The organism is Streptomyces yongxingensis, from assembly GCF_055597465.1.
Window position 1 is genome coordinate 9,391,055 of sequence record NZ_CM145717.1, and the last position, 13,399, is coordinate 9,404,453.

Annotated in this window: 11 protein-coding genes; 6 read left to right on the top strand and 5 right to left on the bottom strand. The window is 72.6% G+C overall.

Annotated features, from left to right (window positions below):
• Positions 1 to 374 precede the first annotated feature (374 nt).
• Genes dhaM through dhaK form a run of 3 tightly spaced genes read right to left on the bottom strand, consistent with a single transcriptional unit; the run spans position 375 to position 2,469 of the window.
• Positions 375 to 785, bottom strand: a complete 411-nt coding sequence (gene dhaM, locus ACZ6TD_RS40200; RefSeq protein ID WP_471346092.1) for a dihydroxyacetone kinase phosphoryl donor subunit DhaM — start codon at positions 783 to 785, stop codon at positions 375 to 377.
• Positions 782 to 1,417, bottom strand: a complete 636-nt coding sequence (dhaL, locus tag ACZ6TD_RS40205; RefSeq protein ID WP_470014138.1) for a dihydroxyacetone kinase subunit DhaL — start codon at positions 1,415 to 1,417, stop codon at positions 782 to 784. Before dhaL ends, dhaM begins: the two co-directional genes overlap by 4 nt.
• 59 nt (positions 1,418 to 1,476) lie before the next feature.
• Complete coding sequence (dhaK, locus tag ACZ6TD_RS40210; protein WP_471346094.1) at positions 1,477 to 2,469, bottom strand: dihydroxyacetone kinase subunit DhaK; 993 nt, start codon at positions 2,467 to 2,469, stop codon at positions 1,477 to 1,479.
• A gap of 141 nt (positions 2,470 to 2,610) precedes the next feature.
• On the opposite strand from dhaK, the gene ACZ6TD_RS40215 reads away from it, so the two are divergent.
• Complete coding sequence (locus ACZ6TD_RS40215; RefSeq protein ID WP_471346096.1) at positions 2,611 to 4,719, top strand: pyridoxamine 5'-phosphate oxidase family protein; 2,109 nt, start codon at positions 2,611 to 2,613, stop codon at positions 4,717 to 4,719.
• A gap of 147 nt (positions 4,720 to 4,866) precedes the next feature.
• Positions 4,867 to 6,045 carry an acyl-CoA dehydrogenase family protein gene (locus ACZ6TD_RS40220; protein WP_471346098.1) on the top strand — a complete coding sequence of 393 codons (1,179 nt, stop codon included), beginning with the start codon at positions 4,867 to 4,869 and terminating at the stop codon, positions 6,043 to 6,045.
• A 57-nt stretch (positions 6,046 to 6,102) separates the two neighbouring features.
• Here the strand turns inward: ACZ6TD_RS40220 and ACZ6TD_RS40225 are convergent, their stop codons facing one another.
• Entirely contained in the window at positions 6,103 to 8,496 is a 2,394-nt protein-coding gene (locus ACZ6TD_RS40225) for an ATP-binding cassette domain-containing protein (protein WP_471346100.1), read from the bottom strand.
• 123 nt (positions 8,497 to 8,619) lie between these two features.
• On the bottom strand, positions 8,620 to 9,030 hold the full coding sequence (locus tag ACZ6TD_RS40230) for a VOC family protein (protein ID WP_471346102.1): 411 nt from the start codon (positions 9,028 to 9,030) through the stop codon (positions 8,620 to 8,622).
• A 109-nt stretch (positions 9,031 to 9,139) separates the two neighbouring features.
• Between ACZ6TD_RS40230 and ACZ6TD_RS40235 the strand changes: the two genes are divergently transcribed.
• The 4 genes from ACZ6TD_RS40235 (at position 9,140) to ACZ6TD_RS40250 (ending at position 13,351) form a co-directional block, all read left to right on the top strand.
• Complete coding sequence (locus tag ACZ6TD_RS40235) at positions 9,140 to 9,568, top strand: helix-turn-helix transcriptional regulator (protein WP_201855797.1); 429 nt, start codon at positions 9,140 to 9,142, stop codon at positions 9,566 to 9,568.
• A gap of 10 nt (positions 9,569 to 9,578) precedes the next feature.
• The gene (locus tag ACZ6TD_RS40240; RefSeq protein ID WP_471346104.1) at positions 9,579 to 9,995 is read left to right on the top strand and encodes a VOC family protein; all 417 of its coding nucleotides are present in this window, start codon (positions 9,579 to 9,581) and stop codon (positions 9,993 to 9,995) included.
• A 130-nt stretch (positions 9,996 to 10,125) separates the two neighbouring features.
• The gene (locus ACZ6TD_RS40245; protein WP_471346105.1) at positions 10,126 to 11,076 is read left to right on the top strand and encodes an oxygenase MpaB family protein; all 951 of its coding nucleotides are present in this window, start codon (positions 10,126 to 10,128) and stop codon (positions 11,074 to 11,076) included.
• A gap of 22 nt (positions 11,077 to 11,098) precedes the next feature.
• Positions 11,099 to 13,351: a serine/threonine-protein kinase gene (locus ACZ6TD_RS40250; RefSeq protein ID WP_471346106.1), complete on the top strand. Its 2,253-nt coding sequence runs from the start codon at positions 11,099 to 11,101 to the stop codon at positions 13,349 to 13,351.
• Positions 13,352 to 13,399: the final 48 nt, after the last annotated feature.

Sequence of the window (13,399 nt, forward strand, 5' to 3'; positions counted from 1 at the left end):
TCGACATCATCGGTTCGATGGATGCCAGGTGTACGCGGGCACACTCAATTACGTCCATTTATTCCCCCTGAATGCCGCCGGTCCCCCCACTCGGACATGAGCAGTCTAGACGCAAGATCGACGGATTCGGAAGCCCGTTCTGGTATCTCGCCTATCACTTGACGGCCGAAGGGGCGGGGTGCTGTCACCGTGCCCGGAGCGGTCCGAAACCGGGCAACTCGCCCCGTACGCGCCGAGTATCAGTGAAATAAGCGGCAGCGCGATATGGACCCGGAGTGTTCGTTGCGGAGTGAACTGTGCCCGGACTGAACAGGGCGCGGACGGAACGGACCCCGCCGTCACCGGCGGGGCCCGTTCAATAGCGCGCGGCGGTATCAGACCTTGCGGTAGTCGTACGCCTCCGAGGCCGCCTGGAGCACCGCGTCCACATCCGCCCCGGTGGAGGCGGTGACGAGCGCCGCGACCGCGCCCTCCACGAGCGGCGCGTCCACCAATCGGGTGCCGTCGGGCAGTTCGTCGCCCTCGGCCAGCAGCGCCTTGACGGCCAGGACCGCGCTGCCCAGGTCCACCAGGACCGCCACTCCGGCGCCCCGGTCGACCGCCTGGGCCGCCTCCGCTATCAGCTCCGGGCTGGTGCCGAAGCCGCCGTCCGCGGTGCCGCCCGCGGCGCGGACCGGCGCCGTGCCGCCGCCGGACAGCGCCTTCGCCAGCTCGGCGACGGAGTCGGCCACCGCCGCGCTGTGCGACACCAGGACTATGCCGACCTTCCCGCTCTCCTCGGTCATCGGGCCGCCTCCGCCAGTGCCCCGATGATCAGCGCCGACGAGGTGGCACCCGGGTCCTGGTGGCCGACGCTGCGGTCACCCAGATAGCTGGCCCTGCCCTTGCGGGCCAGCATCGGCACGGTGGCCAGCGCCCCCTTCTCGGCGGCCTCGCCCGCGGCCGCGAACGACCCGGTGCCCGCGCCCAGCGCCTCGACGGCGGGGAGCAGCGCGTCCAGCATCGTCTTGTCGCCGGGCGCGGCGCCGCCGAGCTGCGCCACCGCGTCCACCCCGGCCCGCAGCGCGTCCGCCAGCTGCTGCGGGGTGATCTGCTCGGCGTCGCCGAGCGCCTTGCCGGCGCGCCGCAGCAGCGTCCCGTACAGCGGTCCGGAGGCCCCGCCCACCTTGGAGATCAACTGGCGCCCGGCCAGGATGAGCGTCGCCCCGGGCGAGCCCGGCGGCTCCTTCTCCAGAGCCTCGGTCACGGCGGCGAAGCCGCGCTGCATATTGGTTCCGTGGTCGGCGTCGCCGATCGCGGAGTCCAGGTCGGTGAGACGGGCCGCCTCACGGCTCACGGACGTGGCGGCGGCGGTGAGCCATCGGAGGAAGAAAGGGGTGTCGAGCACGTCGTCGACGGCGGGTTCACTGCTGGACACAGACGCCTCCTCGGGGTGTAGCCAACGGCGACAGCGTACGGATCGGGGGCCGGCCGGCCTCAGGCGCCCCAGCGCAGCCCGGTGGTCCGCACGGGTGCGTCCCACAGCCGCAGGAGGTCCTCGTCGACCTGGCACAGCGTGATCGAAGCGCCCGCCATGTCGAGTGATGTGACGTAGTTGCCGACGAGCGTACGCGCCACCGCCACCCGGCGCTCGCCGAGCGCCCGGTGCACCTCGGCGGCGAAGCCGTACAGCTCCAGCTGCGGGGTCGCCCCCATGCCGTTGACGAGCAGCAGCACCGGGTTGTCCGGGCGCAGGTCCTCGACCACCACCTCCACCGCGTAGTCGGCGATCTCGCGGGAGGTCATCATCGCCCGCCGCTCACGCCCCGGCTCGCCGTGGATGCCCACGCCCAACTCCAGCTCCCCGGCGGGCAGATCGAAGGTGGGGCCGCCCTTGGCCGGGGTGGAGCAGGCGCTGAGGGCCACACCGAAGCTCCGCGAGAGCTCGTTCACCCGCCGGGCGATCGACTCCACCCGCTCCAGCGGCGCGCCCTCGTCGGCCGCCGCGCCCGCGATCTTCTCCACGAACAGGGTGGCCCCGGTGCCGCGCCGGCCCGCCGTGTAGAGGCTGTCGGTGACCGCCGCATCGTCGTTGACCAGGACCTTGGCGACCTGGATGCCCTCGTCCTCGGCGAGCTCGGCGGCCATGTCGAAGTTGAGCACGTCGCCCGTGTAGTTCTTGACGATGAACAGCACGCCCTTGCCGCTGTCCACCGCGGCCGCCGCGCGCACCATCTGATCCGGCACCGGGGAGGTGAACACCTCGCCGGGGCAGGCGGCGTCGAGCATGCCGGGCCCCACGAAGCCGCCGTGCAGCGGTTCGTGCCCCGAGCCGCCACCGGAGACCAGTCCCACCTTGCCCTCGATCGGTGCGTCCCGCCGGACGATCACCCGGTTGTCGACGTCGACGATCAGCTCGGGGTGGCAGGCGGCCAGTCCGCGCAGGGCGTCGGCGACCACGGTCTCGGGGACGTTGATGAGCATTTTCATAGGTGTGTCCGTCCTCCGCCGGATGGGGGTGTGCACCGCTGCAACAGCGTACGGATCCGCCGCGCCCAAGGCACCCCTTGGACACTGAGCCGAACGGCCTAATAGGACGAAAAAGGTACATAGACATCATATGGTGCGCGCATGGAGAATACTGCCGCATCGGCGGCCGCCGTCCTGCCCCCGCGCCCCCAGCCCCGCCCGCCGCAGCGGTACCGCCGTCCGGCCCCCTGGCTCGGGCTGGTCGCCATCGGATACGCCGTGGTCCAGCTCGCCATGGTGATCCCGCACACCGGCCACGCGCTGGGCTGGGACGAGTCCGTGTATGTCTCCCAGGTCGATCCGCGGACCCCGCCCGCGTACTTCAGCGCACCCCGCTCGCGCGGCGTCAGTCTCCTGGTCGCGCCCGTCGTGTCCGCCACCGACTCCATTCCGGCGCTGCGGATCCTGCTGATGCTGCTGTCCGCGGGCGCGCTCTACGGCGCCTTCCGGGTCTGGACCCGGCTGCTGCCCGCGCCCCAGGTGGCCCTGGCCGCGCTGCTGTTCTCGGGGCTGTGGATCACCCAGATCAGCGGGCCCGCGGTGATGCCCAACCTCTGGGTGGCGATCGGCGCCGTCGCCGCCGTCGGCTGGTTCCTCCGGGTGCCGGACGAACCGAACGCCCGCTGGTGGCTGGGCGCCGTCCTCGCGGGCGTCACCCTGGTGCGCACCCCCGACGGGGGATGGCTCACCCTGCCGCTGCTGATCGGCGCGATCGGGGTGCGCACCTGGCGGCCCGCCCTGCTTCCGCTGATCGGCGGACCGCTGCTCGGCGCCGCCCAGTGGATCGGGGAGGCGTACGACCGTTTCGGCGGCATCGGGGAGCGGCTGGCCGCCTCCAGCGACGTCGAGGGCGGCATGGGTCTCCACTTCAGCGTCGGGGCCGCGCTGCGCAGCCTCAACGGGCCCCAGCTGTGCCGTCCCTGCGAGGTGCCGCTGCGCCACCCGGAGCTGACCGTGTGGTGGCTGGCGCTGCCCGTGCTGACCCTCCTGGCCGTACACACCACCCTGCGCGACCGCCAGGAGCTGCGCCGGGTGCGGGTGGGGCTCGGCCGCCCGGCCGCCCGGCCGCCCGCCGTACCGCTCACCGTGCTGCCCGTCGCCTGCGCGGCCACCCTCGCCCTGCCCTATCTGCTGCTCATCGGCTACTCCGCACCGCGCTTCCTGATGCCCGCCTACGCGCTGCTGGCGCTGCCGATCGCCGGGCTGGTGTTCCGCGCCGTACGGGCCGCGCGCTCACCGCAGCACCTGGCGGTCGCCCTCGGGGTGATCATCACGCTCCATCTGGCGAGCCAGGTCGTCGTCCTCAACCACACCGCCGAGCAGTCCGACACCACCACCGGCCGCTATCGCACCGCCGCCAAGGGGCTCCAGCGGCTGGGGCTGCGGCCGCCCTGCCTGGTGACCGGCGACCGCGCCCTGCCCGTCGCGTACCACGCCGGCTGCTCCTCCGCCCAGACCAGCGGGAACAACCGGTCCACCACCCTGCCCGCGCTGCTGCGCCGCGCCGCCCGGGAACCGACCGCGCTGCTGTTGCGGCGCGGCCGGGCCCGGCCCCCGGCCTACGCCCGCACCTGGGTCGCCTATCCGCTGCCGGGCACCGAGTGGAACGCGTATCTGCCACCGGACCAGGCGCGGGAGTGGGAAGCCCGGAAATCCCGACAGGAGACGTCCGGAAACGGTCCGAGCATGGGCGCCATGACGATGACCTACCCGACCACCAGCTGGGCCGGATTCGCGGCGGCCGAGCCCGCCTTCGCCGACTACGCCCAGGACCGCTTCCGGCGCTACCGCCACCATGTGCTGGCCACCCTGCGCCAGGACGGCTCCCCGCGGGTGACCCCGCTCGAAGTGAACTTCCTCTCCGGCGAGTTGTGGCTCGGCATGATGCCGGAGTCGCGCAAGGCGCTGGACCTGCGCCGCGATCCGCGGTTCTCGGTGCAGGCCAACCCCGGCCCGAGCGAGGACCTGGCCGAGGGCGACGTACGGGTGAGCGGCCGGGCGGTCGAGGTGACCGACCCCGAGACGATCGCCCGCTTCGTCGAGGAGATCCGGCCGCCCGAGCCCTTCCACCTCTTCCGCGCCGAGGTGACCGAGGTGGTGCACACCGCCCTGGAGAACGGGCAGCTGGTGCTGCGCACCTGGCGTCCGGGCCAGCCGGTACGGGTCGTACGGCCGGGCGGCGACGACACCCCGCCCCGGGCGGAGGGCTGAGACCTAGGGCCTGTCTGGGGCCGTGGACCGGGCCGACGGCCCGGTCCACGGCCCTTCCGTATTGTTGGAACACGTTCTACCGTGCCCCTCGATCCCAGGACGCTCCCAGCCCGCCGTCATGGCGCACGCGAGACTCCAGGAGGGGCCGTGGACCTCGAATACACCCCTGATCAGCGGCGGTTGCGCGATGAGCTGCGCGCGTACTTCGCCGAACTGGTCCCCGATGACGCCTACGCCCGCTATGCCGACTCCACCGGGCAGAAGCGGTTCTACCGCGAGACCATCCGCCGGCTCGGCACCGACGGCTGGCTGGGGGTGGGCTGGCCACAGGAGTACGGCGGGCGCGGGCTCGGCCCGGTCGAGCAGTTCATCTTCTTCGACGAGGCGGCCCAGGCCGGGGTGCCGCTGCCGCTGATGGCGCTCAACACGGTCGGGCCGACGATCATGCGGTACGGCACCGAGGAGCAGAAGGCGTACTTCCTGCCCAGGGTCCTCTCCGGCGAGATCGACTTCGCGATCGGCTACAGCGAGCCGGACGCCGGTACCGACCTCGCCTCCCTCAAGACCCGCGCGGTGCGCGACGGTGACGACTACGTCGTCAACGGCCAGAAGACCTGGACCACCAACGGCGACACCGCCGACTGGGTGTGGCTCGCGGTCCGCACCGACCCCGACGCCAAACCCCACAAGGGCATCAGCATCCTGCTGGTCCCGACCGACGACCCCGGCTACTCCTCCACCCTCATCAAGACCCTCGCCTCCCACGACACCACCGCCAGCTACTACGAGAACATCCGCGTCCCGGCCACCCGCCGCGTCGGCGCGGAGAACGAGGGCTGGCGCATGATCACCACCCAGCTCAACTACGAGCGGGTCACCCTCGCCGCCCACGGCACCATGGCCATCCGCGCCCTGCGCGGCGTCCGCCAGTGGGCCGCCGACACCAAGCTCCCCGACGGCCGCCGGGTGATCGACCTGGGCTGGGTGCGCGCCCGGCTGGCCCGCACCCACGCCCGGCTGGACGCCATGAAGCTGCTCAACTGGCAGATGGTCGAGGCCCTCGAACGGGAGGCCCTCACCCCGCAGGACGCCTCCGCCGTCAAGGTGTACGGCTCCGAGGCGCGCCGCGACGCCTACGCCTGGCTGATGGAGATCGTCGGCGCCGCCGGTCCGCTCAAGGAGGGCTCGGCGGGCGAGGTCCTCCACGGAGAGCTGGAGCGCGGCTACCGCAGCAGCGTCGTCTTCACCTTCGGCGGCGGCAACAACGAGATCCAGCGGGAGATCATCTCCTGGATCGGGCTGGGGATGCCACGGGTGCGCCGCTGAGCCGCCGCACGGCGGCGCTTCCCGTAAGGATCCCGGTGCCGATGTAGGCTGCCCCGGTCAGCCGCCGACGTACTCCGCGAGGTGCTCACCGGTGAGGGTGGACCGGGCGGCCACGAGGTCGGCCGGGGTGCCCTCGAAGACGACGCGCCCACCGTCGTGCCCTGCGCCGGGACCGAGGTCGACGATCCAGTCGGCGTGCGCCATGACGGCCTGGTGGTGCTCGATGACGATGACCGACTTGCCGGAGTCCACGAGCCGGTCCAGCAGACCGAGCAGCTGCTCGACATCGGCGAGGTGCAGCCCGGTGGTCGGCTCGTCGAGGACGTAGACCCCGCCCTTGTCGGCCATGTGCACGGCCAGCTTGAGCCGCTGCCGCTCGCCACCGGACAGTGTGGTGAGCGGCTGGCCGAGGGTGAGATAGCCGAGTCCGACGTCCGTCATCCGCTGAAGGATCTTGTGGGCCGCGGGGGTGCGCGCCTCGCCGCTGCCGAAGAACTCCTCGGCCTCGGTCACCGGCATCGCCAGCACCTCGCTGATGTCACGGCCGCCGAGGTGGTACTCCAGCACCGAGGGGCTGAACCGCTTGCCCTCGCAGTCCTCGCAGGTGGTGGCCACGCTCTGCATGATCGCCAGGTCGGTGTAGATGACACCGGCGCCGTTGCAGGTGGGGCAGGCGCCCTCGGAGTTGGCGCTGAACAGCGCCGGCTTGACGCCATTGGCCTTCGCGAACGCCTTGCGGATCGGGTCCAGCAGCCCGGTGTACGTGGCCGGGTTGCTCCGGCGCGAGCCCCGGATCGGGGTCTGGTCCACCGAGACCACACCCTCCGGGGCCGGGATGGAGCCGTGGACGAGCGAGCTCTTGCCGGAGCCGGCGACGCCGGTGACGACGCAGAGCACCCCGAGCGGGATGTCGACGTCGACGTCCCGCAGGTTGTTCGCCCGCGCGCCGCGGATCTCCAGGTGGCCGGTGGCCTTGCGGACCGTCTCCTTGAGCGTGGCCCGGTCGTCGAGATGGCGGCCGGTGACGCTGCCGCTCGCCCGCAGCCCTTCGACGGTGCCCTCGAAGCACACGGTGCCGCCCGCCGTCCCGGCGCCGGGGCCGAGGTCCACGACATGGTCGGCGATGGCGATCGTCTCCGGCTTGTGCTCCACCACGAGCACCGTGTTGCCCTTGTCCCGCAGCCGCAGCAGCAGGTTGTTCATCCGCTGGATGTCGTGCGGGTGCAGACCGATGGTGGGCTCGTCGAAGACGTACGTCACGTCGGTGAGCGAGGAGCCGAGGTGGCGGATCATCTTGGTGCGCTGCGCCTCGCCACCGGAGAGCGTGCCCGAGGCCCGGTCCAGCGAGAGATAGCCGAGGCCGATCTCCACGAACGAGTCCAGGGTGTGCTGGAGCTTGGTGAGCAGCGGCGCCACCGACGGCTCCTGGAGCCCGCGGACCCAGTCGGCCAGGTCGCGGATCTCCATCGCGCACGCGTCGGCGATGTTGACCTCGCCGATCTTCGAGGACCGGGCCGACTCGCTGAGCCGGGTGCCGTCGCACTCGGGACACTCGGCGAAGGTGACCGCCCGGTCCACGAAGGCCCGGATGTGCGGCTGCATCGACTCCCGGTCCTTGGACAGGAACGACTTCTGGAGCTTCGGGATCAGCCCCTCGTAGGTGAGGTTGACCCCGTTGATCTTCACCTTGGTCGGCTCGCGGTAGAGGAAGTCGTGCCGCTCCTTCTTGGTGTACTCGCGGATCGGCTTGCCCTTGTCGAAGAAGCCCGACTCGGAGATGACCCGTACGACCCAGCCGTCCCCGGTGTAGGTGGGGATGGTGAACGGGTCCTCGGAGAGCGACTTGGAGTCGTCGTAGAGCTGGGTGAGGTCGATGTCGGAGACCGTGCCCCGGCCCTCGCAGTGGGTGCACATGCCGCCGGTGCGGCTGAAGCTCACCTTCTCGGTCTTCGTCTTGTCGGCCCCGCGGTCGACCGTGAAGCCACCGGTCGCCGAGACCGAGGCCACGTTGAAGGAGTACGCGGCGGGCGGGCCGATGTGCGGTGTGCCGAGCCGGCTGAAGAGGATGCGCAGCATCGCGTTGGCGTCGGTGGCGGTGCCCACGGTGGAGCGGGGGTCGGACCCCATCCGCTGCTGGTCGACGGTGATGGCGGTGGTCAGCCCGTCGAGCACATCGACCTCGGGGCGCGCCAGGTTCGGCATGAAGCCCTGGAGGAAGGCGCTGTAGGTCTCGTTGATCAGCCGCTGTGATTCCGCGGCGATGGTGTCGAACACCAGCGAGCTCTTGCCCGAGCCCGAGACGCCGGTGAACACCGTCAGCCGGCGCTTCGGGATCTCGATGCTGACGTCCTTGAGGTTGTTCTCGCGCGCGCCGTGCACCCGGATCAGATCGTGGCTGTCGGCGGCATGGGGTTCAGGCGACCGCGTGTCCGTGTCCGTGGCCCTGCTCATCGTGTCTCCATCTGTTCGGGCGGAGGCCGCCCGCGCGGCCCCCGCCGGTGTCGCCCGAATCGACCTGACCGGCTTCGAACAATACGTCCGAATCGCAGGTCATGGCAGTTCTCGCGGTACGGCTCAGCGCAGCTCGTTGATGCGGATCATGTTGCCCGCGGGGTCGCGGAAGGCGCAGTCGCGGATTCCGTACGGCTGCGCGGTCGGCTCCTGGACGACCTCGGCGCCGCTGGTCCGCACCCGCTCGAAGACGCCGTCGAGGTCGGCGGTGGCCAGGGTGATACGGGCGTAGCTGCCCTTGGCCATCATCTCGACGATGGTGCGGCGCTCGTCGTCGGTGATGCCGGGGCCGAGGGCCGGAGGCTCCAGGACGATGGATGTCCCGGGCCGGCCGGCGGGGCCGACCGTGATCCAGCGCATCCCGCCGTCCCCGACGTCGTTGCGCACCTCGAAGCCGAGGGTGTCGCGGTAGAAGGCCAGGGAGGCGTCCGGGTCGTCATGCGGAAGGAAGGTCCAGTGAATGGTGAGGTCCATGGCACAGACGCTAGCCACGCCTCCCTGACCGGGGCTTCTCCATTCCTGATCGGTCCGGACGACCGTCGCCCGTGGTCCGCACCGGCCCCCGCTGTGGGAAACTGAGCCGGTGAAACGGCAGGATCTCGATGACCTCGTCCGGCTGCGGCGGGCCCGCGACCGGATGGACCGCGACTACGCCGAGCCGCTCGACGTCCCGGCGCTGGCGCGGGGCGCCCTGATGTCGCCGGGCCATTTCTCCCGCAGCTTCCGCGCCGCCTTCGGCGAGACCCCGTACAGCTATCTGATGACCCGCCGCATCGAACGGGCCAAGGCGCTGCTGCGACGCGGCGACCTCACGGTGACCGAGGTCTGCATCGCGGTCGGCTGTACCTCGCTGGGGTCGTTCAGCTCGCGCTTCACACAGTTGGTCGGCGAGAGCCCGAGCGGCTACCGGGCCCGGAGCCATGATGACGGGGCCGCCATCCCGGCGTGCATGGCCAAGATCCATACCCGGCCGGTCAGGAACGGAGAAGCGAGCCCCGCCGCCCGGCCGTAGCGTGAGCGGTATGGACATCACCCTTTCCACATGCTTCATCGCCGTCGACGACCACGACAAGGCGATCGCCTTCTACCGCGATGTGCTCGGCCTCGAGGTGCGCAATGACGTCGGGTTCGAGGGGATGCGCTGGGTGACGGTCGGGTCGCCCTCGCAGCCGGACGTGAACATCGTCCTGGAGCCGCCGCTCGCCGACCCGAACGCCTCGCAGGACGACAAGCAGGCCATGGCCGAGCTGATGGCCAAGGGCCTGCTGCGCGGCGTCCTGTTCGCCACGGACGACTGCGACGCCACCTTCGAGCGCATCAGCACCGCGGGCGGCGAAGTGCTGCAGGAGCCCATGGACCAGCCCTATGGTGTCCGCGACTGCGCCTTCCGCGACCCCGCCGGCAATCTGCTGCGCTTCACCCAGCCGCTCAAGAAGTGAGTCCTTCCCCGCCCGGGGCCCGACGAGCCCAGGCAGGTCGGTGACCGGCCACGACGGCGCCGCGGACGATCGACGGCAGGTCAGGGGCTTCCAGCGGAGCGCTTAGGCTGGCCGCCGGGAGGTGGTGGCCATGGCGGCGGCCATACGGCGGGGCGGATCGGACGGCGACCCGGGGCTCTACGGCCCCCGGTCGGTCACCTGGCAGATGCACGGCGACCCGGTGATGTGGATCGCGGGCGTGCGCGCCCTGTACCTCCAGGCGCTGCATCCGCTCGCGGTGCGCGGCGTCACCCAGAACTCCGACTTCCGCAAGGATGCCTGGGGACGGCTGCTGCGCACCGCGCGGTTCGTCGCCACCATCACCTACGGCACCACCGAGGCGGCCGAGCGGGCGGGCGCCAAGGTCCGGGGCATTCACCACAGGCTCTCCCTGACCGACCCGGTCACCGGGGTCCGGCACGGCGTCGACGAGCCCGAGCTGCTGCTGTGGGTGCACTGCGCCGAGATCGACTCCTACCTCCATGTGATGCGGCGCTCCGGCTATCCGCTCACCGACGCCCAGGCGGACGCCTATGTCGCCGAGAACGTGGTGTCCGCCCGGCTGGTCGGCCTCGACCCCGCCGACGTACCGGCCGATACGGCGGCGCTCGCCGCGTACTTCGCGACGGTGCGCCCCGAACTCGCCGCCACCCCGGAGGCCCGCGAGGTGGACGCCTTTCTGCGGCGGCCCCCGGTCCATGCCCTGCTCGTCCCGGCGCGCGAGGTGATCTGGGGGCGCTTCGCCTCGCTCGCCTACGGGACCCTGCCCCCGTACGCCCATGCGCTCTACGGGCGCCCGGCGCCCCCGCCGCGGGTGGTCACCCGCAGGCTGCGGGCGATGGGCAGGGCGCTGCGCTGCATCCCTCCCACGGCCCGCTGGCAGCTACCGCCGAAGCACATCATGCGGGCGGTCGAACGGCTCGGCCCGGGCAGCCGCCCCTCGCCCTACAAACTGCGCAGAAACGCGGCCATACTGGACAGCGGGGATGCGACGGGGGCGCGGCCGTTCACGGCCGGTCTCCACGGGGGCGGCGGGAGGTGACTTCCGCCGAGGCAGGGGGAGCATGGCGGACATCAGGCTGATCCAGGGCCGGTATCGGCTGCTGGACCGGATCGGGCGCGGCGGAATGGGCGAGGTGTGGCGGGCGCGGGACGAGTCGCTCGGCCGCCGCGTCGCCGTCAAATGCCTCAAGCCGCTGGGGTCGCGGCACGACCCCTCGTTCACCGGTGTGGTGCGCGAGCGCTTCCGCCGGGAGGCGCGGGTCGCCGCCGCGCTGCAGCACCGCGGGGTCACCGTGGTGCATGACTTCGGCGAGTACGAGGGCGTGCTCTACCTGGTCATGGAGCTGCTGGAGGGCCGTGACCTCGGCCGGCTGCTGGGCGACAACGCGCGCCGGCCGCTGCCGGTCCCCGAGGTGCTGGACATCGCCGGACAGGTGGCCGAGGCCCTCGCCTACACCCATGACCAGGGCGTGGTGCACCGCGATCTGAAGCCGGCCAACATCATGCGGCTCACCGACGGAACCGTGAAGCTCTGCGACTTCGGCATCGCCCGCCTCGGCGATGACGTCGGCTTCACCTCCCGGCTCACCGGCACCGGCGTCGCCATGGGCACCCCGCACTACATGTCGCCCGAGCAGATCGCGGGCGACCCGGTCGACCACCGCAGCGATCTGTACTCGCTGGGCTGTGTGCTCTACGAACTGGCCACCGGGGCGCCGCCGTTCGCCCTCGACGACGCCTGGGCGATCCTCGTCGGCCACCGCCACACCCCGCCCGCCCCGCCGCGCCGCCACCGGCCCGAACTCCCCGAGCGGTTCGAGCGCGCCGTCCTCGACCTGCTGGCCAAGGCCCCGGAGGACCGTCCCCCCGACGCCGCCGAGTTCGCCGGGCGGATCGCCCCGGGGCGGGTATCCCGGCGGCCGCCGCCGTTCCCCGGGCCGCGCGGCGCGCTCCCGGCCGGGGGACCGCTTGCTCCGGGCCTGCTGACCGCCGGGCCGCCGGCTCCCCGCCTCCCGGCCTGGGCCCGCCGCATGACCACCGGGTCCACGGCGCACACCGGCGGTGCGGGACTGCTGTCGGCGACCCCGCCCGACGCGACGGCCGCGCTCACCGGCGCCTGGACCGGCGGCCGCGTCACGGTGCGTCCCACCCCGTCGACCCCGCCCGGGGTACGGGCCCGACTCGCCGAGCGGCACCGCGCCGGGCTGGACCTGGGGCGGGCGGGCCGCTGGGCGGAGGCCGTGGAAACCCACCGCGCGGTGGCCGCCGAGCGCGAGCACGCGCTCGGCGCCGATCACCCCGACACCCTCGCCAGCCGCTACGAGATCGCCTTCGCCCTCGGGGTCCTGGGCCGTCCCGGCGACGGCTTGCGCGAGTACGAGCGGGTCGCCGCGGGCCGTCGGCGCGTCCTGGGCCCCGACCATCCGGACACCCTCGCCGCCCGCCAGGAGACCGCGTTCACCCTGGGCCGCCTCGGCCGCTTCACCGAGGCCCAGGACGTCTACACCGCCGTGCTCGCCGCCCGCGAGCGGACCATGGGCGCCGACCACCCCGACACCCTGCGCTGCCGCCACAACCTCGCCTTCAACCTGGGCTGTCTGGGGCGCCGGGCGGAGGCGTACCGGATGGCGGAGCGGGTGGCCGCGGCCCGCGCCCGGGTGCTGGGCCCCGACCACCCCGACACGCTGGTCACCCGCTACGAGGTGGCGTGCGCCCTCGGCCGCCTCGACCGCTGGGGCGAGGCCCTGGGCATCTTCCGCGAGGTGGCCGCCGCCCGCGCCCGCGTCCTCGGCCCCCACCACCCCGACACCCTCGCCGCCCGTTACGAGATCGGCGTCGGTCTGGGTCTGCTGGGCCGGGGCGAGGAGGCCCTCGAGGTCTACCGCGCGTTGGTCGAGGACCGCACCCGCGCCCAGGGCCCGGCCGATCCGGAGACCCTGCGCGCCCGGCACGGCCTCGGCGTCGGCCTCGGTCGGCTCGGCCGCTGGGAGGAGGCGCTCGCCGAGGCGCGGGAGGTCTGCGCCCTGCGCGAGCGCGCCCTGGGCCCGGACCACCCGGACACCCTGGTCAGCCGTCGTGAGGTGGCCGTCGCCCTGGGCTGGCTCGGCCGCTGGTCGGACGCGCTGGCCGGCTACCGCCGGGTGACCCGCTCCCGCGTCCGCGTCCTCGGTCCCGACCATCCCGACACCCTCGTCAGCCGCGGCGACGAGGCACACTGCCTGGAGCGGCTGGGCCACCGCGGCGACGAGACGGCCGACGCGGCCGACACGGCCGAGAGGGCCGACACGGCGGGGCGGCGGGCACGGCAGGCGTGACCCCGGCGGTCTGGCGGCAGTCGTCCCTCCGGTCTGGCGGCAGACGTG

What these genes read in the sequence shown, in the direction of transcription:
- dhaM (WP_471346092.1), bottom strand. Translation starts at nt 785, where the DNA reads ATGACCGAGGAGAGCGGGAAGGTCGGCATAGTCCTGGTGTCGCACAGC.
- ACZ6TD_RS40225 (WP_471346100.1), bottom strand. Translation starts at nt 8,496, where the DNA reads ATGAGCAGGGCCACGGACACGGACACGCGGTCGCCTGAACCCCATGCC.
- dhaK (WP_471346094.1), bottom strand. Translation starts at nt 2,469, where the DNA reads ATGAAAATGCTCATCAACGTCCCCGAGACCGTGGTCGCCGACGCCCTG.
- ACZ6TD_RS40250 (WP_471346106.1), top strand. Translation starts at nt 11,099, where the DNA reads ATGGCGGACATCAGGCTGATCCAGGGCCGGTATCGGCTGCTGGACCGG.
- ACZ6TD_RS40230 (WP_471346102.1), bottom strand. Translation starts at nt 9,030, where the DNA reads ATGGACCTCACCATTCACTGGACCTTCCTTCCGCATGACGACCCGGAC.
- ACZ6TD_RS40240 (WP_471346104.1), top strand. Translation starts at nt 9,579, where the DNA reads ATGGACATCACCCTTTCCACATGCTTCATCGCCGTCGACGACCACGAC.
- ACZ6TD_RS40215 (WP_471346096.1), top strand. Translation starts at nt 2,611, where the DNA reads ATGGAGAATACTGCCGCATCGGCGGCCGCCGTCCTGCCCCCGCGCCCC.
- ACZ6TD_RS40245 (WP_471346105.1), top strand. Translation starts at nt 10,126, where the DNA reads ATGGCGGCGGCCATACGGCGGGGCGGATCGGACGGCGACCCGGGGCTC.